Annotated in this window: 20 protein-coding genes; 14 read left to right on the forward strand and 6 right to left on the reverse strand. The window is 74.2% G+C overall.

All coding sequences use genetic code 11. The features are described from left to right. Window positions 1-6: 6 nt before the first annotated feature. From V6U82_RS09855 to pdxR (V6U82_RS09870), 4 genes are read right to left on the reverse strand one after another with little or no spacing between them, the layout of a single operon-like run. Window positions 7-2,109, reverse strand: coding sequence for an iron ABC transporter permease (locus tag V6U82_RS09855; RefSeq protein WP_334460721.1), 2,103 nt, complete (start codon window positions 2,107-2,109; stop codon window positions 7-9). A gap of 5 nt (window positions 2,110-2,114) precedes the next feature. Beyond that, complete coding sequence (locus tag V6U82_RS09860; RefSeq protein ID WP_334460617.1) at window positions 2,115-3,104, reverse strand: iron-siderophore ABC transporter substrate-binding protein; 990 nt, start codon at window positions 3,102-3,104, stop codon at window positions 2,115-2,117. A 28-nt stretch (window positions 3,105-3,132) separates the two neighbouring features. Then, window positions 3,133-3,942 carry an ABC transporter ATP-binding protein gene (locus tag V6U82_RS09865; RefSeq protein WP_128138713.1) on the reverse strand — a complete coding sequence of 270 codons (810 nt, stop codon included), beginning with the start codon at window positions 3,940-3,942 and terminating at the stop codon, window positions 3,133-3,135. A gap of 41 nt (window positions 3,943-3,983) precedes the next feature. Continuing rightward, a complete protein-coding gene (pdxR, locus tag V6U82_RS09870) occupies window positions 3,984-5,438 on the reverse strand; it encodes a MocR-like pyridoxine biosynthesis transcription factor PdxR (protein WP_334460618.1) in 1,455 nt (484 codons plus the stop codon). A gap of 302 nt (window positions 5,439-5,740) precedes the next feature. Between pdxR (V6U82_RS09870) and V6U82_RS09875 the strand changes: the two genes are divergently transcribed. From V6U82_RS09875 to V6U82_RS09940, 14 genes are all read left to right on the forward strand, one after another. Next, complete coding sequence (locus V6U82_RS09875; protein ID WP_334460619.1) at window positions 5,741-7,198, forward strand: anthranilate synthase component I family protein; 1,458 nt, start codon at window positions 5,741-5,743, stop codon at window positions 7,196-7,198. Next, window positions 7,195-7,785 carry an anthranilate synthase component II gene (locus V6U82_RS09880; RefSeq protein WP_334460620.1) on the forward strand — a complete coding sequence of 197 codons (591 nt, stop codon included), beginning with the start codon at window positions 7,195-7,197 and terminating at the stop codon, window positions 7,783-7,785. Before V6U82_RS09875 ends, V6U82_RS09880 begins: the two co-directional genes overlap by 4 nt. Window positions 7,786-7,801: 16 nt before the next feature. After that, the gene (locus V6U82_RS09885; protein WP_334460621.1) at window positions 7,802-8,512 is read left to right on the forward strand and encodes an SDR family NAD(P)-dependent oxidoreductase; all 711 of its coding nucleotides are present in this window, start codon (window positions 7,802-7,804) and stop codon (window positions 8,510-8,512) included. 24 nt (window positions 8,513-8,536) lie between these two features. Next, a complete protein-coding gene (locus V6U82_RS09890) occupies window positions 8,537-9,958 on the forward strand; it encodes a phenylacetate--CoA ligase family protein (RefSeq protein WP_334460623.1) in 1,422 nt (473 codons plus the stop codon). After that, window positions 9,942-10,634, forward strand: coding sequence for a prephenate dehydratase (locus tag V6U82_RS09895; protein WP_334460625.1), 693 nt, complete (start codon window positions 9,942-9,944; stop codon window positions 10,632-10,634). The genes V6U82_RS09890 and V6U82_RS09895 overlap by 17 nt, the downstream gene beginning before the upstream one ends. Beyond that, window positions 10,631-11,929 carry an amidohydrolase family protein gene (locus V6U82_RS09900; protein WP_334460627.1) on the forward strand — a complete coding sequence of 433 codons (1,299 nt, stop codon included), beginning with the start codon at window positions 10,631-10,633 and terminating at the stop codon, window positions 11,927-11,929. Before V6U82_RS09895 ends, V6U82_RS09900 begins: the two co-directional genes overlap by 4 nt. Window positions 11,930-12,062: 133 nt before the next feature. Then, entirely contained in the window at window positions 12,063-12,848 is a 786-nt protein-coding gene (locus V6U82_RS09905) for a B3/B4 domain-containing protein (RefSeq protein WP_334460629.1), read from the forward strand. Beyond that, window positions 12,845-14,080 (forward strand): ATP-grasp domain-containing protein, encoded by a 1,236-nt coding sequence (locus V6U82_RS09910; RefSeq protein WP_128137335.1) that lies wholly within the window; start codon window positions 12,845-12,847, stop codon window positions 14,078-14,080. Before V6U82_RS09905 ends, V6U82_RS09910 begins: the two co-directional genes overlap by 4 nt. After that, entirely contained in the window at window positions 14,071-15,294 is a 1,224-nt protein-coding gene (locus tag V6U82_RS09915; RefSeq protein ID WP_334460632.1) for an MFS transporter, read from the forward strand. Before V6U82_RS09910 ends, V6U82_RS09915 begins: the two co-directional genes overlap by 10 nt. A 28-nt stretch (window positions 15,295-15,322) precedes the next feature. Continuing rightward, window positions 15,323-16,627, forward strand: a complete 1,305-nt coding sequence (locus tag V6U82_RS09920; protein ID WP_128137333.1) for a TrpB-like pyridoxal phosphate-dependent enzyme — start codon at window positions 15,323-15,325, stop codon at window positions 16,625-16,627. A gap of 57 nt (window positions 16,628-16,684) precedes the next feature. Next, entirely contained in the window at window positions 16,685-17,389 is a 705-nt protein-coding gene (locus V6U82_RS09925) for a flavodoxin family protein (RefSeq protein ID WP_258544894.1), read from the forward strand. Then, the gene (locus V6U82_RS09930; protein WP_128137331.1) at window positions 17,379-17,726 is read left to right on the forward strand and encodes a cupin domain-containing protein; all 348 of its coding nucleotides are present in this window, start codon (window positions 17,379-17,381) and stop codon (window positions 17,724-17,726) included. Before V6U82_RS09925 ends, V6U82_RS09930 begins: the two co-directional genes overlap by 11 nt. Continuing rightward, window positions 17,723-18,079: a chorismate mutase gene (locus V6U82_RS09935; protein ID WP_334460634.1), complete on the forward strand. Its 357-nt coding sequence runs from the start codon at window positions 17,723-17,725 to the stop codon at window positions 18,077-18,079. The genes V6U82_RS09930 and V6U82_RS09935 overlap by 4 nt, the downstream gene beginning before the upstream one ends. Continuing rightward, on the forward strand, window positions 18,076-19,539 hold the full coding sequence (locus tag V6U82_RS09940; RefSeq protein ID WP_334460635.1) for a UbiD family decarboxylase: 1,464 nt from the start codon (window positions 18,076-18,078) through the stop codon (window positions 19,537-19,539). The genes V6U82_RS09935 and V6U82_RS09940 overlap by 4 nt, the downstream gene beginning before the upstream one ends. Here the strand turns inward: V6U82_RS09940 and pdxR (V6U82_RS09945) are convergent. Next, a complete protein-coding gene (gene pdxR / locus V6U82_RS09945) occupies window positions 19,484-20,992 on the reverse strand; it encodes a MocR-like pyridoxine biosynthesis transcription factor PdxR (protein WP_334460636.1) in 1,509 nt (502 codons plus the stop codon). The two genes, V6U82_RS09940 and pdxR (V6U82_RS09945), sit on opposite strands and share 56 nt — an antisense overlap. A gap of 162 nt (window positions 20,993-21,154) precedes the next feature. Next, on the reverse strand, window positions 21,155-22,777 hold the full coding sequence (locus V6U82_RS09950) for a cellulose-binding domain-containing protein (RefSeq protein ID WP_334460638.1): 1,623 nt from the start codon (window positions 22,775-22,777) through the stop codon (window positions 21,155-21,157). Window positions 22,778-22,928: the final 151 nt, after the last annotated feature.

Below are 22,928 nucleotides of genomic sequence, written 5' to 3' on the forward strand. Positions count from 1 at the left end.
AACGGGCTAACGGGCGGCGGCCGCGGCGCGGGAACGCCACAGCAGCCAGACGAAGTACGGGGTGCCGATCAGGGCGGTGACCAGACCGGCGGGGACCTGGGCGGGGGCGATCACGCTGCGGCCGAGCGTGTCCGCGAGGCTGACCAGGGTGGCACCGAGCAGCACCGCGACCGGCAGGACGCGGGTGTGCCGCCCGCCGACCAGTGCGCGGGCCGCGTGCGGCGCGACCAGGCCGACGAAGCCGATCACGCCGACCGCCGACACCGCGGTGGCGGTGAGCAGCGCCGCCAGGCCGAGCGCGATCAGCCGGGCGCGTTCCAGCCGGACGCCGAGCACCCGGGGCGTGTCGTCGTCGAGCGCCAGCAGGTCCAGTTCGCGCCGCACGGCGGCCACCACCGGCAGCGCGATCAGCAGCGCGATCGCCACCGGCAGCACCTGCGGGGCGGTACGTCCGTAGGTGGAGCCGGACAGCCAGGTCAGCGCCTTGCCGGTGTTCCACGGGTCGGACGACACCACGATGAACGTGATGATCGCCGTACCGCCCTGCCAGACCGCGAACCCGATCAGCACCAGCCGGTCGGAGTTGAGGCCCCGCCGCCGCGCCAGGCCGTAGACCAGCGCGAACGCGGCGACCGCGCCGAGACCGGCGGCGCCGGACAGGGCGAGCACGCCGGCCATCGGCGCGAACGTCAGCAGCGACACCGCGCCGATGCCGGCGCCGCCGGTGATGCCGAGGATGCCCGGTTCGGCGAGCGGGTTGCGGCACACCGCCTGCACCGTGGTACCGGCCAGGGCCAGCGCGGCGCCGGCCAGCAGCGCCGCGGCGACCCGCGGCCAGCGGGCGTCCAGCACGAAGGTGTACGCCGGCCCGGTGCGGCCCTGCACCCAGTTGACGATGTCGCCGAGCAGCACCCAGGTGTCACCGGCGAGCATGCCGAGCACCAGCGCGGCGGTGACGACGACCGCGCAGACCGCGACGACGACGGCGACGAAGCCGCGGGAGCGGACTGCGGCGTGGCCGCCGGGCGCCTGCCGGGTCGGCCCGGCGTCGCGGTGGCGGCGGGCCAGCCAGACCAGCAGCACCGCGCCGAAGAGCGTGGTCACCACGCCGGTCGGCACGTCGACCCCGGCCTGCCCACCGAGCACGGCGCGCAGCAGCACGTCGGAGCCGAGCACGATGACGACGCCGACGATCCCGGCCAGCGGCATCAGGATGCGGTGCCGGTGTACCTCGGGCACCCACCGGCCGAGCAGCCGGACGATCACCGGCGCGGCGAGGCCGACGAAGCCGATCGGCCCGGCCAGGGTGACCGCCGCGGCGGAGAGCAGCACGGCCAGCAGCACGACTGTCAGCCGGGTACGGCGCACGTTGAGCCCGAGCACGGTGGCGGTGTCGTCGCCGAGGGCGAGCAGGTCCAGCCGGTGCCCGAGCGTCACGAGCAGCAGCGCGGCGACCCCGATCACGGGGGCGAGCTGGGTGAACGCGACCAGGTCGCCCTGCACGAGCGAGCCGTTGCCCCAGGCGAACAGGCCGATGGTGGACTGCTCGAAGAGCAGCAGGAGCAGCATGGTCAGCGAGGCGAGCGCCATCGCGGTGGCCGAGCCGGCGAGGATGAGCCGGGTGGTGGCGGCCTGACCGCCGGCCGAGAGCAGCATGACCAGGGAGGCGGCGGCGAGACCGCCGCAGAACGCCAGCCCGCCCGCGGGCAGCGCCGGCAGCGCGATCCCGAACGCGGCGGTGGCGACGATCGCCAGGTGCGCGCCCGCGTTGACGGCGAGCGTGTCCGGCGAGGCGAGCGGGTTGCGGGTGGTCGACTGCAACGCCGCGCCGGCGAAACCGAGCGCGACGCCGACGGCCAGGCCGGTGAGCAGCCGGGGCAGGCGGGAGGCGACGAGCACCCGGGCGGTCTCGTCGTCGCCGCCGGTGAGCAGCCGGAGCAGGTCCAGCGCCCCCACCGACGACGTGCCCTGGGTGAGGTGCACCGCGGTGATCGCGACGAGCACCACCGCGGCGAGGGTGAACGCGCCGGCGACCCGGCTGCGCCGGGCGGGCGGCGGCCCGACCGGGGCCGGCCGGGTGGCCGGCCCCGGCGGGGCGGGGGCGGTCATCGCGCTCAAGCCGTGTAGACCTTCACCAGCTCGTCGATGTACTGCTTGGCGGACAGCGTGCCGCCGAACGTCCAGATGCCGTTGGGCATCTTGTGCAGCTTGTTCTGCTGGACGAACGGCAGGGAGCGCCAGATGGCGTTGCCGGCGAGGCCGTCGGCGAACACGTCGTTGCCGTCCGAGGCGTTGTAGAAGAAGTGCAGGTCCTGGCTCTTGAGGACGTTCATGCCCTCGACGTCGGTCTGGCCCAGGCCCCACATCTCGTCGGTCTTGCCGGTCCAGGCGTTCTTGAGGCCGAGCTGGATGCCGAGCTGGGAGACGAGCGCGCCCTGGCCGAACATGCGGATCGAGACGGTGCTGCCCTCCTTCCAGCCGTCGGCGATGGCGAACTGCTTGCCGGCCGCCCCGGCGTCGGCGATCTTCTTCTTGCCGTCGGCGAGCGCGGCGTCGAAGTCGGCGAGCAGCTTGTCCGCCTGGGCGGTACGGCCGGTCGCGGTGGCGATCATCTTCAGGTCCGCGCGCATCCGGCCGATGTTGTCGGAGGCGTCACTGCCCTTGGTGACCAGCACCGGGACGTACTTCTCCAGCTGGGTGACGACGGCGGAGCCACGCTCGGCCTCCATCACCACGAGGTCCGGCTGGAGGGCGACGATGGAGTCGACGCTCGGCTCACCCCGGGTGCCGACGTCCTTGACGCCCGCGTCGAGCGGGGCGGCGGTCACCCAGGTGGCGTACCCCTTCGGGTCGGCCACGCCGACCGGCATCACGCCGAGACCGACGAGCATCTCGACCTCGCCCCACTCCAGGCCGACGACCTTGGTGGCGGGGCTCTCGAGGGTGATGGTCTTGCCCCGGCTGTCGGTGACGGTGACCGGGCCGGTGGACGCGGCGTCGGAGGGGGACGGTGCGGCGGCGGGCTCCTCGGTGGTGCCGCAGCCGGCGATCATCAGCGCGCTGGCCGCGGCGGCGGCGAGCAGGGTCAGACGGGTACGCAACATCGGTTTCTCTTCTGTGGGCAGGAGTCGGTCAGGCGGAGACGCGGGTCGTGTGCCGGCCGACGGGACGAGTGGAGAGCAGGTTGGTGACCGGGTCGACGCTCACCTCGACACGAATGCCGTACGCCTCGGTGAGCGCCGCCTCGGTGAACACCTCGTGCGGCGTGCCGGCGCCGCGGACCCGGCCTTCGTGCAGGAGCACGACCTGGTCGGCGACGGCCGCGGCCTGGTTCAGGTCGTGCAGCACCACACCGACGGCGACGCCGGCGGTGTCGGCGAGTTCGCGCATCAGGTCGAGGATCTCCACCTGGTAGCGCAGGTCCAGGAACGTGGTCGGCTCGTCGAGCAGCAGGATCGCGGTGTCCTGGGCCAGGCAGGTGGCCAGCCAGACCCGCTGCAGCTCGCCGCCGGACAACTCGTCGACCGGCCGTCCGGCCATGCCGTCGACGCCCGTCACCCGCATGGCCCGGTCGATCGCGGCCGGTCCGTCGAGGTCGTTCGCGCGCCACCGCTGGCGGTACGGGTGCCGGCCGTACCCGACCACGTCGCGCACCGTCACCCCGCTGGGGGTGGGCCGGCTCTGCGCGAGCAGCGTGACCCGGCGGGCGAAGTCCCGGGCGGACAGCGCCCGGGCCGGCGTGCCGTCGGCCAGCACGATCTCGCCGTGCTCCAGCGGGTGCAGGCGGGCCAGCCCGCGCAGCAGCGTCGACTTGCCGCTGCCGTTCGGGCCGACCAACGCGGTCACGGCCGCGGGCCGAAGCGTGATGGCGGCGTCGTGCACCACCGTCGTGCCGTGGTAGCCCAGCCGCAGGTCGCTGCCGCTCAAGCCGTCGGCTCGCACCGTTCTGCTCGTCACGGAGGTTAGGCTAACCTAAGCGCTGATCACGCTGTCAAGCCGGTCCTTCGGTCGGATTCCGCACCCCGCCGCACATTGACACCTGACGCGTGGCGCGCGGTCACGTCGCGGTAGGCCGCGGCGACCCCGGCCAGCCCTCGCCCCAGCTCGGCGCCGCGCACCCCGGCGTACCCGATGACCAGCGCCGGCGGCCGGTCGTCGGCGCGCAGGGCGTAGAACCGGCCACCGCGCACCAGCACGGACCGGCGCCGCGCGGCGGCCACCATGGACTCCTCCGCGCACCAGCGAGGCAGCACCAGGTACGTCTGGAGGCCGCCACTGGCGTCGAGCGGCGCCACGCCGGGCAGGTGGCGTGCGACGTGCTGGCGTACCGCCTGGCCGCGCCGCTGGAACTCGGCCCGCAGCCGGCGCAGGTGCCGGTCGAACGCGCCGGTGTCCACGAGCCGGGCGAAGGCGAGCTGATCCAGCCCGGAACAGCCGATGTCCCAGCCGGCCCGGACCCGCTCGATCGAGGCGGCCAGCCCGGTCGGCGCGGCCAGCCAGCCGAGCCGCAGCGCCGGGGCGAGGACCTTGCTGGCGCTGCCCGCGTACACCACCCGGTCCGGCGCGACGCTCTGCAGCGCGGGCATCCGCTGCGCCGGCGCCACGAACGCGGCGTCGAAGTCGTCCTCGACGACGTACCCGTCCACCGCACGCGCCCAGTCGACGAGCTGCTCCCGGCGTCGCCGGCTCAGCGGCGCGCCGGTGGGGAACTGGCTGGCCGGGGTGGTGAGCACGGCCCGTACGCCGGTCGCGGCCAGCTCGTCGACGCGGATGCCCTCCCGGTCCACCGGCACACCGACCGGCCGCAGCCCGGCGTCGGCGACGAACGCCCACTCCCCCGGGTGCCCGGGATCCTCCACGCCGATCGCCTCGTGTCCCTGGTCGCGCAGCACCCGGCAGAGCAGCGCCAGCCCCTGGGCGAAACCGGACGTGATCATCAGGTGCTCGGGGCGGACGCGGACGCCCCGGACCCGGCCCAGGTAGCCGGCGAGCGTGCGGCGCACCGGCGGCAGCCCGGACGGCGGGGCGTAGCCCAGCTCCCGCGGCCCGGCCGAGCGGAGCACCGAGCTGACGCAGCGGATCCAGTCCTGGCGCGGGAACGTCGACACGTCGGTTCCGCCGGCGCGCAGGTCCCACACCTCGGGCGCGGGCGCCTCGTCGGCGGTGAGCGCGGAGGCGACGTCGGCGTGCGCGGAGTCCGCCACCGAGGTGCCGGAGCCGCGCTGCGAGGTCAGATAACCCTCGGCGCAGAGCTGCTCGTACGCCTCGACGACCACGGTGCGGGACACGCCGAGGTCCGTCGCGAGCTGCCGGGTGGACGGCACGCGCGTCCCGGGGCGCAGCGTGCCGTCGGTGATCCGGCCGCGCAGAGCGTTGCGGAGCTGCGCCGACAACGTCTCACGCGCATCGCCGTCAATTGACAGATTCAGATGCCACACCGATTGGTCCTCTCCCCGGTCTCCGAAGTGGTATGGACAGCGGGAACCGCACTTGGTGAAAGTGTTTCCCGGGACCGCAACCCATTCCCGACCGAACCCGGGAGGTGCCGCGCGTCCTTTTCAACGGGGGAAGTCCGATCTGTCACCGAACGCGGTCCAGCCGGTCCACGTCGGGGCATCCGGGCTGCTCAAAGGGGGGTTCCACAGTGTCCTCACTGTCGTCCACGGTGGGCGCGGAAACCGCAGACCACCGTTCGGAGACGCCGGGACGCACGACACCGGCCGACCGTATTCCAATTTCCGTGACCTCAATCACACTGCCGTCGATCAATCCGCTCGCGTTGTACACCGCATTGACACAAAGCCATGCCGCGCACGACGCGTACCTCTTCGAAACCCTGGACGGGCCGGTCGCGGACCGGCAGGCCGCGGCGGTGGGCTGGGGCCGTCTCGCCGAGCTGCGGTTCCTGGCCGACGGGTGCGAGCTGACCGCCGCCGGGCCGCTGGGCGACGCGCTGGGCGAAGTGGTCACCGGCGTCCTCGGCGCGCCGGCCCGGCGGTACGACACCACGTCCGCCTGGCACGTGCCCGGCCCGGCGCAGCTCTGGTCGGTGGTCCGCGCCGTGCAGCGGGCCTTCGCCGTCGAGACGCCCGTGCCGGCCGACCGGTTCGCCTTCGGCTTCCTCACCACCCTGAGCTACGAGGCCGCCCGCGACATGGACGAGCTGACGCTCGGCCGGGCGCACGACGACCTCCCCCGCTTCGCGCTGACGCTGTTCCGGCACACCGTCTGGTGGGACCTGCACGCCGGGACCGCGCACCAACTGCACGCCGGCGGCCCGCACCTGCCGCCGCAGCCGGCACCGCCGGTGACGCGGTTGCTCACCGGCGCGCCCGGCGACCAGCCGCCACCCGCGCCCACGCCGGCCCGGGTACGCGACACCGTCGACGAGGAGACGTTCGCCGAGCGGGTGCGGCGGTGCCTGCGGCACATCCGGGTCGGCGACAGCTACCAGGTGCAGATCGGCCACCGCATCGAGGTGGAGACCGCCCTCACCCCGCTGGACGTCTACCGCCGCCTGCGGCACCGCAGCCCGTCGCCGTACATGTACCTGGCGCCCTGGGCCGGGCGCACCGTGATCGGCGCCAGCCCGGAACTGTTCCTGCGCCTCAGCGGCGACCGGCTCTCGATGCGCCCGATCGCCGGCACCGCCGCCCGCTCGGCCGACCCGCTGACCGACCGCCGCCGGGTGGCCGAGCTGCGGGCCAGCGAGAAGGAGCGCGCCGAGCACGTCATGCTGGTCGACCTGTGCCGCAACGACATCGGCCGGGTCTGCGAGCCGGGCACGCTGTCGGTGGACGCGATGCTCGACGTCGAGCCGTTCGCGTACGTGCACCACCTGGTCTCCACCGTGTCCGGCCGCCTCGACGACGGCGCCGACGTGTGGGCGGCGGTCCGCGCCGCGTTCCCGGCCGGCACCATGACCGGCGCGCCGAAGCTGAGGTCGATGGAGATCATCGACGGGCTGGAGGCGGAGCCCCGGGGCATCTACGCGGGCGCGATCGGCCTGGTCGACGTCCGCGGGTTCGCGGTGCTCGCGCTCTGCATCCGCACCGTCGTGCACGACGGCCACCGCTACCACACCCAGGCGTCCGCCGGGGTGGTCGCCGACTCCACACCGGCCGCCGAGTGGCGGGAGACGCTGGCCAAGATGAGCGCCGCCTACTGGGCCCTGACCGGCGAGGAGCTGCTGCCGTGAAGGTCCTGCTCGTCGACGCGTACGACAGCTTCACCCACATCATCGACCAGTACCTGCGCACACTCGGCGCGCGCACGGTCGTGGTCCGGTCCCGCGTACGCAGCCCCCGGCAGCTCGCCGCGCTGCGGCCGGACGCGGTGGTGCTCGGACCCGGGCCCGGCCATCCCGGCGACTCCGGCCACGTCGAGCTGGTCCACGCCTTCGCCGGCCGGGTGCCGCTGCTCGGCGTCTGCCTCGGCCACCAGGCGATCGGCCTGGCGTACGGCGGCACGATCGCGGTGGCCCGGCACCTGATGCACGGCAAGACCAGCGAGGTCACGCACGACGGCCGGGGCGTCTACGCCGGGGCGGCGGCGCCGCTGACCGTCACCCGGTACCACTCGCTCGTCGTCGACGACCCGGTGCCGCCCCCGCTGGAGGTGACCGCCCGTTCCGGCGACGACGGCTACGTGATGGGCCTGCGCCACCGCACGCTCGCCGTCGAGGGGGTGCAGTTCCATCCGGAGAGCGTGACCACCCAGGACGGGCTGCGGTTGTTCGACAACTTCCTGCGCGGCGTACCGGCGGCGCTGCCGGTCGCCGGCTGAGCGGCGGAGACCGATCATGTCCGACTCCGTACCCCCGCTCGCCGTGGTCACCGGCGGCGCGGGCGGCATCGGCCGGGCCGTCACCGCGGCCCTGACCCGGGCCGGGCACCGGGTGCTCAGCGTGGACCGCGAGCCGGCCGCCGACCCGTCGGCGTACGCGGCACTCGTCGCCGACCTGGCCGTGCCGGAACAGGCGCAGCGGCTGCTGGACGACGTGCACGAGCGGTACGGCCTGCCCGCCGTGCTGGTCAACAACGCCGGCGTCTACCCGGCCCGGGACTTCCTCGACTACGACCCGCGCACGTACGCCGAGGTGCTGGACACCAACCTCGGCGCGACGTTCTTCGGCACGCTCGCGTACGCCCGGGCGCTGGTGGCCGCCGGACGTCCGGGCACGGTGGTCAACGTCGCCTCGATCAGCGGCCGGATCGGCAGCCCGGACGCCGCGTACGGCGCCTCGAAGGGCGCTGTCGTCGCGCTCACCCGCAGCCTCGGCCGGGCGCTGGCCGTGCACCGCATCCGGGTCAACGCGGTGGCCCCCGGGCTGGTCGAGACGCCGATGGCCGCCCGGATCCCGGCGGCCCGCCGGGACGACTACCGGGCCCGCATCCCGGCCGGCCGCTTCGGCGCCCCGGACGAGATCGCCGCCGCCGTCGCCTGGCTGGCCGGCCCGGACAGCAGCTACGTCACCGCCTCCGTGCTGGACGTCGACGGCGGCCTGCACTGACGTACACCGAGAGGACCCCGATCCATGTGGCTTCCCACCACCGGCCCGGCGGCCGGCTTCGCCGCCGACTACCTGCGCCTGCACCGCGCGTTCTACGACCGCACGCTCACCGACGCACAGCTCGGTGACTGGCGGGACCGGCAACTGCGCCGGGTGCTCGACCAGGTCGGCACCGGCTCGCCGTTCTACGCCCGGCACCTCGCCGGGATCGACCTGACCACGATCACCCCGGCCACGCTCGACCAGCTGCCCTTCACCACGAAGGCGCACCTGCGCGACGAGATGCTCGACGTGCTCAGCCGGCCGCTGGCCGAGGCCGTCTTCTTCTACGAGACCACCGGCACGACCGGGCCCGCCACGCCGTGTCCCCGCGACGGCCGCGAGGTGGTGGCCAGCAACGCGCACGTCACCGAGTCCTGGGCGTCGATCTTCCGCCACCACTTCGGCGACCACGCGCCCCGGGTCGGGCTGATGGGCCCGACCGAGGTGCACTCGTTCGGCGACACGCTCGGCGACGTGGCCCGCAACACCGGCGCGATGAACGCCAAGATCTGGCCGTACTCGCCGGTGATCGGGTTCGCCAAGGCCCTCCAGCTCATGCGGGACCTGGAACTGGAGGTGATCTGCTGTACGCCGGGCGTGGCGCTGATGCTGGCCAAGGCCGCCGAGCACCACGGCTACCGGCTGCGCGAGGACTTCGCGGTCAAGCTGCTGTTCGTCACCGGCGAGATGTGCACGCCGGCGCTGGCGCGCAACCTGGAGTCGGTCTGGGGCGCCGACGTCTACAACATCCTGTACGGCTCGCAGGAGGCGTTCGTGATCGCCACCGCCTGCCGCAACAAGCGGATGCACCTGTCCCAGACCAACTACCTGATCGAGGTGGTCGACCCGGAGACCGGTGCGTCGCACGGCCCGCGCGGCACCGGCGAGCTGACCGTGACCATGCTGGTCGACGGCGTGAAGCCGCTGATCCGCTACCGCACCGGCGACGCGGTGGTGGTCGGTGCGCCGGACTGCGACTGCGAGATGCCCGGCGACCTGGTGCGGATCGTCGGGCGGACGCTCGACCGCATCGACCTGGGCGGGCAGCGCCGTACCGCGGGGCAGATCGAGAGCGCGGTGCTCACCGGCGTCACCGGCTCGGCCGGCTACCAGGTGGTGATCGACAGCGACCCGGCCGGCGGCGACCGGCTCACCGTCCGGCTGGAGCTGCTCAAGGACCTGGTCGACGATCCGGCCGCGGTGGCCGACGGGGTGCGCCGCCGGGCCGCCGCCGCGCTCGGCGTGCCGGTGGAGGTCGAGCTGAGCGACGGGCTGGACCCGATCGTCAGCACCGGCGCGTTCGTGAGCTGGAAGGCCGCGCGGATCGTGGACCGGCGGGTCGCCGACGACCACGAGACCCGGGCGGCCCGGCGGATGGCGGGCAGGCGTGGCTACGACACCTGACACCACGGCGACACCCGACACCACAGCCGCCGAGCCGGTGCCCGCGCTGCCCGGTCCGCTCGCCGGGGCGTACGGGCGGCGGTGGCGGACGGTGGTGGACCGGTGGGCGGGCCACCCCGGCACGGCGGTGGCGACGCTGGGCCCGGCCGGCACGTCCAGCCACCTGACCGCCGCGTTCCTGGCCGAGCGGCACGGGCTGCGCATCGAGCTGTGCGACACGTTCGAGGAGGTGCTCGGCGCGCTCGTGGAACGACGCGTGGACCAGGCGTTGGTGCCGAGCGCCTACCAGGGCGCCACCCGCTTCCACTGGCACCGCGACCTGCGCCTGGACGCCTACTTCGCCCAGGCCACCCCGGAGTACGGCATCGCGGCGCGGGAGCGGGACGCGCCCCGCGGCGACGGGGAGGTGACCGTCGCCGCGCTCTGGGAGGTCCGGCGGATCTTCGCCGACCTCGCCCCGCCCGCGCTGCGCGACCGTCCGATGCGGTGGCTCGACGCCGAGTCCACCCAGCACGCCGCCGAGCTGCTCGCCGCCGGGGCCGCCGACCTCGCGGTGACGAATGCCCCGGGGGTACGCCGGCACGCGCTGCGCTGGGTGGTCCGCCGCCCCGGCGCGGAGATCGTCTGGCTGATCTTCGGCCACCGCCGCCCGCACCTTCGAGGAGAACCGGAGTGACAGTCGTGTCCCGACGAACGTTGCTGCACCGCGCCACCGTCCAGGAAGGGCTGGGGGCGGCGTCCCGGCCGCACCACAGCGTGCTGCTCGACGGGGATCGGATCGTCGCGGTGCTGCCCGAGGCGCAGGCCCCGCTGCACGACCCGGACGTCGACGTGCTCGACCTGGACGGGCGGACGGTGATGCCGGGCATGACGCTCGGCCACACCCACATCGCCTACCTCGACGTGCTCGACGGCCGGGAGACGCTGTTCAAGTACTCGATCCCGGAGGTGACGCTGGGCGCGGCGGCGAACGCGGCCGCCATGCTCCGGCTGGGCTACACCGCGTTCGTCGGCGCCGGCTCGGTGGCCGGCATCGACATGGCGCTGCGCCGGGCGATCGACGCCGGGCGGCTGCCCGGGCCGCGGATCACGCCGTGCAGCCGGGACCTGATGGTCTCCGGGCCGCCGCAGCGGCGCAGTCCGGCGGTCAAGCAGCGCATCCCCACCGACCTGATGCGGCTGGCCGACACCCCGGAGGAGCTGGTCGAGTACGTCGACACCGAGGTCGCCCAGGGCGCCGAGATCATCAAGGTGTTCTCCACCGGCGACGACACTTTCCCCAACGGCCGCTCGCACGAGCTGCTGTTCACCGCCGAGGAGCTGGTGGTCGCGGCCCGCGCCGCTCACGAGCGGGGGGTACGGATCCGGGCGCACTCGCGCGGGCTGGGCGGCATCCGCAACGCGATCGCCGCCGGGGTGGACGTGATCGACCACGCCACGTACGCCGACGACGCGGCGCTGGAGGCGATCGCCGAGCGCGGCATCTTCGTGGTGCCCAGCCTGCACCAGCCGCACCGGCTGCTGACCACCGGCACCGCGCACGGCAAGACCCCGGAATACCTGGAGACGCTGGAGTTCCGGGCCGAGGTGGAGAACACCCTGCGGATCCTGCCGCTGATGGTGGAGATGGGCATCCCGATCGTGGCCGGTGACGACTTCGGCTTCGCCTGGACCCCGCACGGCCGGTACGCCGAGGAGCTGGAGACGTACGTGAGCATGGCCGGCATCCCCGCGCCGACGGTGCTGACCTGGGCCACCGCCAACGGCGCGCGGCTGGCCGGGCGCGGCGACGAGGCCGGGACGGTGCAGCCGGGCCGGCTGGCCGACCTGGTGGTCACCGACGGCGACCCGGCGCGGGACATCACCGTGCTGGGTCGGCCGGAGGCGATCGAGATGGTCCTGCTGGGCGGACGGGTGGTCGCCGGGGACGCCGCCGCATTCCGGGACCGCCGGCCGGCCGGGGTGGCCTGATGCGGCCGGCACGGCGAAGCGGCCCACAGCCCCGGATTGGCCTCACCGGATCGGCGGGGATTGGCCACAACCGGTGGCGGCGCCGCTTCGTACGGTCGGGGCGACCGTGTGAACCGAACCGACGGGGATGACGATGACCCAGCTCAGCGACGGCGCCGGCCGGCTGTCCGTCCGGATCGACGACCGGGTGGCGGCGAGCGTGCCGGACTACGTCCTCGGCCTGCTCGCCGTGCCGGCGATCGAGGTCGGGCCGGCCCACCCGGCCGTGGCGGACCGGCTCACCGCCGCCGAGGACGCGCTGCACCGGGCCGGCCTGGACAAGGCCGGGGTCTCCGAGCTGCCAGGCGTCGCCGGCTGGCGGGCGGCGTACCGGGCGGTGGCGGTGAACCCGAACCGGTTCCCGTGCGCCGCCGAGTCGATCGCCCGGCGGGTGGCCCGGGGCGACCGGCTGCCCCGGATCAACGCGCTCGTGGACCTCTGCAACGCCGTCTCGCTGGACTCGGCGCTGCCGGTCGCCTCGTGCGCGGTGGACGGCATCGCCGCGCTCGCCGTCCGGCCGGCCGACGGCACCGAGACGTACCTGCCGCTGGGCGCGCCCGACGCGCCGGAGCGGCCCGAACCGGGCGAGATCGTCTACGCCGACGACCACGGGCGGGCCCACTCCCGGCGCTGGAACTGGCGCCAGGGCCACCTGGTCCGTACCGACCTGGGCCGGCGGCGGCTGCTGCTCACCGTCGAGGCGGCTCATCCGGGCGGCCGGGCGGAGGTGGAGGCGGCGCTGGACCGGCTCGGCGCCGTGCTCGGCGAGCTGACCATCGCGCCCCGCCACCGGGCGGTGCTGGACCGGGACACCCGTGACGCCGTGTTCGCCGTCGAGGCGCCGCTCAGCCCCGCCGGCACCCCGGGAGGCCGCTCGTGAACCGCGCGATCCTGATCGTCTACCGGCCCGCGGCCGGTCGCTACGCCGCCCAGTTCCGCAGCGTGGTCGCCGCCGCCACCGACCTCGGTGTGGACAGCGTGGTGCTGCTGCCCACCGGCCAGCCGGCGCCGGAGACCGCCGGGCTGTCCTGCCACCGGGCCGACCTGGACGACCCGGACGCGGTCCGGGCGGCGGTCGCGGCGATCGTCGCCGACCGTCCGATCGAGCGGATCTTCCCGCTGTTCGAGGGCGACGTGCTGACCGCCGCGCGGTGCCGGCGCGACCACGGCATCCCCGGCCTGGACCCGGAGCAGGCGCTCGCCTTCCGGGACAAGAACGTGATGCACCGCCGCGCCGTCGAGCTGGGCGTGCCGGTGGCCCGCTCCTGCCGCCCGGACACCATCGGCGCGGTCGCCGAGTTCGCCGCCGAGGTGGGCTGGCCGGTCGTGGTCAAGCCGTACGCCGGCTGGGCCTGCGGCGACACCCACCGGGTGGACTCGGCCGACGACCTGGCCCGGGTGTGGCCGCTGGTGGCCGACGCGCGCCACGACTACCGGGTCGAGGAGTACGTCCGCGGCGCGGAGTACCACGTCGACTCGCTGCTGCGCGACGGCGAGGTGGTCTTCGAGCAGCTCTCCCGCTACACGTACTCGGTGCTGGAGTTCCGCGACGAGCCCGGCGGCACGATCTCCCGCAAGCACGACCTGACCCCCGCGGAGCGGCGCATCCTGACCGCCAACGCGGGCCTTCTGCGCGGCTTCGGCATGCGTACCGGTGTCGCGCACGTCGAGTTCTTCCTCCGCGACGACGGCGAGGTGATCTTCGGCGAGGCGGCGGCCCGGGCCGGCGGCGGGTCGATCGTCCCGGCCATCGAGGCCGGGCGCGGCATCAACCTGGCCGGCGAGTGGTGCCGGCTGGAACTGGACCCCGGGCACCGGCCCGCCGCCGCGCTGGGCGCGGAGACCGGCACCGAATACCTCTGCTCCGACCGGTACGGCCGGATCACCGCGATCACCACCGCCGACGAGCTGCGGGCACTGGACTCGGTCCTCGACGCCGACGTGTGGAAGGGCGTCGGCGACGTGCTCGCCCCGCCGACCGCCTCCAACGACGTGCTGGGCTGGTACGTCTGCGAGGGCCGGGACTTCGACGACGTACGCGCCCGGTTCAAGACCATCCGGGACGCCTTCCGGGTGCGTACCGAGCCGGCCGGGGAGGCGTCATGTGGCTGAGCCGGTTCCGGGCGCTGCCCCGCCCGCTGCGGATGCTGGTGCTCGCCTCGTTCATCAACCGCGCGGGCATGTTCGTCTTCCCGCTGCTCGCGGTCTACCTGGTGCGCAGCCGAGGGTTGAGCACCGGCGAGGCGGGTGTGCTGATCTCGGTCGGCAGCACCGGCCTGCTCGCCGGGAGCCTGCTCAGCGGCCCGGTCTGCGCCCGCGCCGGGCGGCGGGCCGCGCTGGTGTCCAGCCTGCTGCTCAACGCGGCCGGATACCTGGGGCTGGCGGTGCTGGACGGCCCGCCGTGGACGTACGCGGCGCTGCTGTTCGTCGCGCTGGTCGGCATGGGCATGTTCGCGCCCGCGGCCAACACGCTGATCGCCGACCTCGCCGAGCCCGAGCAGCGGCCGTTCGCATACACCGTCAGCTACATCGCCAACAACCTCGGCATGGGCGTCGGGCCGCTGCTGGGCGGCCTGGCCGCGGCGTACTCGTACGGCCTGATGTTCGCCGGGAACATCCTGCTCGGGCTGCTCGCGGCGCTCACCATCCGGCTCAGCGTGCCCGCCGACACCCGCCGCGACGCGGCCGGGACACCGGCGAAGGCCGGGCTGCGCCGGGCGGCGCTGCGGCGCGACCTGGACGTCGCGGTGCTGGTGGTGCTCTCGTTCTGCTACGTGGCGCCGCTGATCGGGCTGGAGTACACGCTGCCGCTGGCGGTCACCGGGGTGCTGAACTCGTCGGTGGCGGTGGTCGGCGCGGTCTACACCATCAACAGCATCGTCGTGGTGGGCGCCGGCATGTTGATCGAGAAGCGGATCGAGGCGTACCCGACGCGCACGCTGCTCGTCGTCGCCGGCCTGCTCTGGTCGGCCGGGATGGCGGTGCTGGTGTTCGCGTTCTCGCTGCCCGCCGTGCTGCTGTCCACCGTCGTCTGGACGCTCGGCGAGATCATCGCCTCGGTGGTGGTGCCCACCTACATCGCCGACCACGTCGAACCACGCCGGGTCAGCGCCTTCATGGCGCTCAACGGTTTCGTGCTCAGCTCCGCCCGGCTGGTGGTGCCGATGGGGCTGGGCTTCGTCTGGCAGGCGCACGGGCACCGGCCCGTGCTGCTCCTGCTGCTGCTGACCCCGCTGGCCGGCGTCCTCGCGTTCGCCGCGCTGCGGATCCGGCCCGAGGCCCGGCCGGTGCCGGAGTCCGCCGCGCCGGCCCCCGCCCGTCCCTGACCGCCCGACCCCTCACCGGAAGAGGCCCATGACCGCCACGAAGTTCGTCCTGCCCGAGAGCGACATCCCGACGACCTGGTACAACGTGGTTCCCGACCTGCCCAAGGGGCTGCCGCCGATGCTGCACCCCGGCACCCGGGAGCCGATCACCCCGGCCGACCTGGCGCCGCTGTTCGCGTCCGAGCTGATCGCGCAGGAGTTCTCCACCGAACGGGACGTGGACATCCCCGGCCCGGTGCTCGACATCTACCGGCAGTGGCGGCCCAGCCCGCTGATCCGGGCCCGCCGGCTGGAACGCGACCTGGACACCCCGGCGCGGATCTACTTCAAGTACGAGGGGGTCAGCCCCGCCGGCAGCCACAAGCCGAACACCGCCGTCCCGCAGGCGTACTACAGCAAGCTCGACGGCGTACGGCGGCTGACCACCGAGACCGGCGCCGGCCAGTGGGGCAGCTCGCTGTCGATGGCGTGCGCGTACTTCGACCTCGAGTGCGAGGTCTTCATGGTGCGGGTCAGCTACGACCAGAAGCCGTACCGGCGGGGCCTGATGGAGACGTTCGGCGCCTCGGTCACCGCCAGTCCCAGCGACCGCACCGAGGCCGGCCGGGCGGTGCTGGCCACCGACCCGGACTCCACCGGCAGCCTCGGCCTGGCCATCTCCGAGGCGGTGGAGGCCGCGCTGCACAGCGGCGGCGCCGCCCGGTACGCACTCGGCTCGGTGCTGAACCTCGTGCTCATGCACCAGACGATCATCGGCCAGGAGGCGCTGGCGCAGATGGGGCTGGCCGGCGACTACCCGGACGTGGTGGTCGGCGCGGCCGGCGGCGGCTCCAACTTCGCCGGCCTGGCCCTGCCGTTCCTGCGCCGCCAGCTCGACGGCGGTCCCACGGTGCGGTTCGTGGCCGCCGAGCCGGCGTCCTGCCCGTCGCTGACCCGGGGCAGCTACGACTACGACTTCGGCGACACGGCCGGACTCACCCCGCTGGCCAAGATGCACACGCTCGGCCACGACTTCCGGCCGCCCGCGATCCACGCCGGCGGGCTGCGCTACCACGGCATGGCGCCGATCGTGAGCGCGCTGCGCGAGGTGGACCTGATCGAGGCGCGGGCCGTGCCGCAGACCGCCTGCTTCGAGGCGGGCGTGCGGTTCGCCCGCAGCGAGGGGATCGTGCCGGCGCCGGAGTCCAGCCACGCGGTACGGGTCGCCGTGGACGAGGCGCTGCGCTGCCGGGAGACCGGCGAGGAGAAGGCGATCCTGTTCTCCCTGTCCGGGCACGGCCACTTCGACATGCAGGCGTACATCGACTACTTCGCCGGAAAGCTGACGGACTGACACCGGGCGGGACGCGGCGCGGTGCGGCGCCGCGTCCCGGCCGACGAGCCCTCGGGGGTGCGATTGCCCAGCGAAGCAGCCACCATCCTGGCCATCAACGGTTCCGAACGGGCGGGCGGCAACACCGACCTCGCGGTCGCGCACGCCGGACGCCTGATCGCCGAGCGCGGGGCCGTCCTGCGCACCATCCGGCTGCGCGAGCACCGGATCTCGCCGTGCAGCCCGTGCGGCGACTGCAACAGCCGTACGCTGCCGTGCACAGTGGACGACGACGTCCCCGCCCTGGTGGAGCAGATGGTCAGTGCCGACGGGCTGATCTACGCGGCGCCGGTGCACGGGTTCGGCCTGGCCCACCTGATGCAGATCTTCATCGAGCGGGCCGGGGTCGGCTACCTGCGCTTCACCCGCCCGCTGGCCGACAAGGTCGGCGGCATCATCGTCACCGGCCGCCGCTACAGCGACTCGTCGGTGCACAACCAGATCGTCAACAATCTGCTGCTCAACCGCATGATCCTGGTGGGCAGCGGTTTCCCGGTCCTGCTGCGCAACACCACCGGCACGCCCGGCCTGACCGACCCCGAGGGCGTCGACGCGCTGGAACGCATGGTGCACCGCATGGTCGACATGGTGCAGCTGCTCAAACGCCACCAGCGGGTCGCCGGCGGCCCGGTGCTGCCCTCGCGGGACCGCAACGAACGCGTGCCGCGGCCCCGCCGCGCCGAATCCCTACCGACCAGAGGAGACACCGAGAATGTCCACTGAGCAGGCGACCGTCCCGGTCGGCATCGACTTCCCCGCCGCCGAGTGGGAGAAGTGGGACAAGCCCGGCGCCGAGGGCCGGGTCAAGATCGCGTACGTCGGGGGGCAGCGGCTGCGCCTGCTGGAGCTGCCCGCCGGGTTCGACGAGCACCACTGGTGCCTGCGCGGGCACACCGGCTACGTGCTGCGGGGCGAGTTCACCATCCACTTCCGGGACCGCTCGGTGCCCTGCCGCCCCGGCATGGGCTTCGTCATCCCCGACGACGAGGAGCACCGCTCGCAGGGCAGCGCGGACGAGCCCACCGTCGTGTTCGTGGTCGACCGGACCGGCCAGCCGTGAGCGACGCGCCCGGCGCCGGGACCGACGGTGCGGCCCGCATCACCGAGCTGCGGGCCGCCGTGGACCGGCTCGACCAGCGGATCGTCGAGTTGCTGGCGGTCCGTACCCGGGTGGTCCGGGAACTGACCGCGCACAAGTCCGACGAGGCGGCCGTGCGGTCGCCGGACCGGGTCCGGCAGGTGCTCGACCGGGTCGCCGAGCTGGCCGGCCGGCACGGCATGCCGCCGGAGGTCGCGGTGGCCACGTACCGCACGCTGATCGAGGAGCTGACCCGGATGCAGCTGGACATGCTGGTGGACCGCCGTGCGGCCGGGGCGGCGCCGGCCGCACCGGCGGCACCGGAGCGGCGATGACCGGCCGCCGGGCGCCGGTCGACCTGCGGCACGCGCTCGCCACGCTCGACCCGCTGCCCGGCGAGCTGGTCCGCGTCGCCGAGGAGCTGCCCGCCCGCTACGGCGTCTCGGCGCACTACGCCCGCTGGGCCGGCGCGCCCGCCGCGCCACCCACCGGGCCCGGCCCGGCGGTGCTGTTCGACCGGGTACGCCCCGAGCACGGCCCCACCCGGGCCGTGCTGATGGGCCTCTACGGCACCCGGCGCCGCGCCGCCGGACTGCTCGGTGTCACCCCGGCCGAGCTGCCGCACCGGCTGCTCGACGCGGTGGCCGCGCCCCGGCCGCCGGTGCCCGCCGCCGACCCGGCGCGCTGGCCCCGGCACCGGCTGCCGCTGGACCTCACCGCGCTGCCGGTGCCGGTGCTCACCGACGAGGACGCCGGCCCCTACCTGACGCTCGGTGCGGTGCTCGCCACCGACCCGGACACCGGGGTACGCAACCTGTCCGTGCACCGGATGTGCGTCCAGGGCCCGGACACGCTGACCATCTGGATGGTCCCCGGCCGCGACCTGGAACTGGCCCACCAGGCCGCGTTGCGCCGGGGCGCGGCGCTGCCGGTGGCGATCCACCTCGGACTCGGCCCGGCGGTGCTGCTGTCCTCCTGCTGCCCCACCTCGCTGGTGCCGCCGGACCTGGACGAGCTGGCGGTGGCCGGGGCGCTCGCCGGCCGGCCGGTCGAGCTGCTGCCCTGCGCCACGGTGGACGCCGAGTTCGTCGCGCACGCCGAGTACGTCATCGAGGGCGAGCTGCTGGCCGAGCACGCGCCGGAGAGCCGGCACGGCGCGGTGGCCACCCCGGAGTTCCTCGGCTACCAGGGCCGCGCGCACCCGTCGCTGCCGCTGATCCGCGTCACCGCGATCACCGCGCGGGAGAGCCCGATCCTCCAGGCCGTCTCCGGACCCGGGCACGAGCAGTCGGTGCTGCTCGGCTTCGGGATGGAGGCCGCGGTGCTGGACCTGCTGCGCCGCCGGGGCACGCCGGCGCCGGCCGCGCACTGCCACACCGCCGGCGGCGGCCAGCTCATGGTGGTGCTCCAGTGGCCGGCCAAGCGCGGCCCGGCGGACGACGACACGGTACGGGACGCGGCGGAGGCGGTGCTGGACGGCTTCCGGATGGCCAAGCTGGTGCTCTGCGTGGACGAGGACGTCGACGTGGAGTCCGACCAGGACCTGTGGTGGGCCATGGTGACCCGGTTCCAGGCCGACCAGGATCTGCGGGTCCTGGCCGACCGGGAGGGATTCCCGCTGGACCCGAGCCAGCACACCGGCTACTCCCGGTCGCTGTCCGCCGACGGGCGCACCGCGAAGGCGGTGTTCGACTGCACGGTGCCGTACGCCCAGCGGGACCGGTTCCGCCGGCCCCGGTTCACCGAGCCGTCGCGTCCCGTGCCGCGCCGGCCAGCAGCGCCACTCCCTCGCTGATCCGGGCGGTGGGCAGCGCCGCGTACCCGATCAGGAACGTCGGCTCCGACGGCGGGTGGGTGACGAAGTAGCCGGAGGCGGGATAGACCCGGACGCCGCGCGCGGCGGCGGCGCGCACGATCGCCGCCTCGCCGGCTCCGGGCACGCCGCCGAGCGTGACCAGCACGTGCAGCCCGGCGGCGGCGCCGGACACGCGTACCCCGGCGCCGAAGTGCTCGTAGAGCGCCTCCAGCAGCCGGGCCCGCCGCTGCCGGTAGAGGCGGTCCATCCGGGCGATGTGCCGGGCGTACGCGCCGGAGTCGACGAACTCGGCGAGCGCCTCCTGGGTCAGCGTCGGGGTCAGCCGGTCGGTGATCCACTTGATGCCGAGGAACGGCCGGACCAGGTGCGGGGGCAGCACCGCGTAGCCGATGCGCAGCGACGGGAACAGCGTCTTGCTGAAGCTGCCCACGTACGCGACGTCCGCGCCCTGCGGGTCGGCCGCCAGCGACGGCAGCCGCTCGGCGGCGAAGGTGAACTCGTTGTGGTAGTCGTCCTCCAGCACGGTGACGGCGTGCTCGCGCGCCCAGCGCAGCAGCGCCCGCCGCCGCCGCTCGGACATGACGAACCCGGTCGGGAACTGGTGCGACGGCGTGACGTACACCAGCCGGACCCGGGCCGGGTCCAGGCCGTGGCCGCGTACCCGGTCCTCGATCTCGCCGACCCGCAGCCCCTCCTCGTCGACCGGCACCGGCACCACGGCGGCCCGGGAGTAGCCGAAGATCTGCCGCAGCACGGTGTGGCTGGGGTCCTCGATCACCACCACGTCGTCCGGGCCGACGAGCAGCCGGACCAGGATGTCCATGGCCTGGGTGGCGCCGCTGGTGACGATGGTGTGCTCGCGGGCCACGTCGAGTGCCCGGCTGCGCCGCAGCAGCGCGGCGATCTGGGCGCGCAGCGCCGGGGAGCCCTCGGCCGGGCCGTAGCCCAGCGCCACCGCGTCGGCGCGGCTCACCGCCGTGGCGAGCGACTGCCGCCAGCGCGCCACCGGGAAGCTCGCCAGCGCCGGGGTGCCGTGCCGGAAGTCGTACGCCCCGTCCGGCCGGTGCATGGGTGCCGGCTCCCACGGCCGCCACAGCGGGCTGCCGGCGTCGGTCGGCAGCGGCGGTTCCGGGTGCAGCGGGGTGCGGCCCGGCGGGTCGCGGTGCGGCAGGTCGGGCAGGGCGTCGCTGACCCGGGTGCCGGAGCCGCGCCGGGAGGTGAGGACGCCGTTGGCGCGCAGCAGCTCGTACGCGCGGGTGACCACGGTGCGGGAGACGCCGAGCTGGTGGGCCAGCTCCCGGCTGGGCGGCACCGGGTCGCCGGGGCGCAGCCGGCCGGCGCGGACGGAGCCGCTGATCTGGTCGCTGAGCTGCTGCTGCAACGGCACCGGGCTGTCCCGGTCGAGCACCACGAGCAGCTGCGACGACCCCACCCGCTACGCTCCCCCACCTAGCCGCCCCTGCCCGCGATCCTAGTCCCACCCCACCCCCACGACCCCGCCGATCATGAAGTTGACGCCGTTGTCGATCTCCGATTCGGCCGCCAACTTCATGATCGACCGGGTGAGGGCGGGGGGTTAGAGGGCCGGGGAGGGCTAGAGGGAGACTGGGCGGCCGCCGAGGGTCACCGTGAGGCGGCCGTCGGTGGTGAAGGACCAGGCCAGGGCGCCGGAGTACGTGGCGCAGCGGGAACCGTTGGCGCCGGACCAGAACTGGTTCGAGCCGTCCACGTTGCCGACCGTCTTGTCGTTGGAGCCGCTGCCGGCGAAGCGGCAGGAGGTGTTGCTCCGGAAGACCGAGGTGCCGGCGTCGAACGAGAAGTTGCGTTCGGTGTTGTCGATGCTCAGGTTGTTCGAGATCGTCATGGTGCCCGGGTTGCGGTTGTAGGTGAACCCGTGCTTGCCGTTGCGGTACGCGATGGTGCGCCGGACGGTGTGGTTGACCGCGATGTCCTCGCCGCCGAGCTTGAAGCCGTTGCGGTCGCCGTTGCCGTTCTGCGTGCCGTTGCTCAGCGTGCCGTTGCTGTACGCGAGCGAGTCCTCGATGGTCACCGTGCCGATCGCGCCGGTGTCGGACTTGGTGTAGAGATCCCAGCCGTCGTCGATGTTGTGGTGCGACACCGCGTACCGGAAGACGTTGCCGCCGCCGACGGTGAGCTTGGCCGCGAAGCCGTCGGCGTCCTCGCCGTCGGAGTCGGCGTTGTCGTGCGACTCCACGCTGACCATGAGGTTGTTCGCCGGCCACTGGTCGCGCGGCGTGCTGGAGGCGATCCGGGACAGTTGCAGCCCCGTGTCGCGGTTGAAGCGGGTCACCGTGCGCTCGATGATGTTGTTGCTGCCACCGACGAAGATGCCGTTGTCACCGGCCCGTTCCACCACGAGCCCGCGCACGTGCCAGTACGAGGCGTTCAGCGCCAGTCCGCGGTTGGCCGGGTCCTCGCTCATCGCCGAGAAGTTCAGGATCGGCGTCTCGCCCGGGTAGGCGTACAGGTTCTTGCGGGCGCTCGACGTGCCGTTGTTGCCGGCGGCGACGGTGACCGTCTGGGACAGGTTGTACGTGCCGCCGCGCAGGTAGATCGTGCCCCCCGCGCCGACCCGGGTGATCGCCGCGGCGATCGTGGTGGGGCTGGCCTGGGTGCCGGCCGCCCCGGCGGTGCCGTTCGGCGCGGCGTAGATCGCGCCGACGGTCGGCGGCGGCGTGCTGGGCGGAGGCGTGCTCGGGGGCGGGGTGCTCGGGGGCGGCGTGGTGGGAGACGGCGGGGCGCTGGTCGGCGGCGTGCCGGTGGTGGGGGTGACGCCGCCGGTGCAGGTGACGCCGTTGACCGCGAACGTGGACGGGACCGGGTTGCTGCTGTTGTTCCAGGTGCCGTTGAAGCCGAACGACGTGCTCGCGTTGGTGCCCAGGCTGCCGTTGTAGCTGACGTTGGCGGCCCGCACCGAGGCGCCGCTGGCGGTGATCTCGGCGCCCCAGGCCTGGGTGACGCTCTGCCCGGCGCCGAAGGTCCAGGTGACGGCCCAGCCGTCGAGCGGGTCGCCGAGGTTCGTCAGGTTGACGTTGGCGGTGAATCCGCCGCCCCACTGTGCGGTGACGGCGTAGTCGACGCGGCAGCCGGCGGCAGCCTGGGCGGCGGTCGCGCCGACGGCCAGGCCGGACGCGGCGAGCGCGGCCGTCGCCGCGGCGGACGTCCACAACACCGTACGGCGGTGTCGGTTGATCATGCTGGTCTCCTGCGGGTGGTGGTGCCGTGCCCACGCCGCCACCGATGCCCGGTCGGTGTCGGGGGTGGGCCTTGATACCCGGACGCCAGTGCCATGCCGAACGCTCACGTCTCCCGCACAGTAAGCGCTTTCAGCGCAGCCTAACGATGGG

The sequence above is a fragment of the Micromonospora sp. CPCC 205554 genome (assembly GCF_036902745.1).
Classification (GTDB): domain Bacteria; phylum Actinomycetota; class Actinomycetes; order Mycobacteriales; family Micromonosporaceae; genus Micromonospora; species Micromonospora tulbaghiae.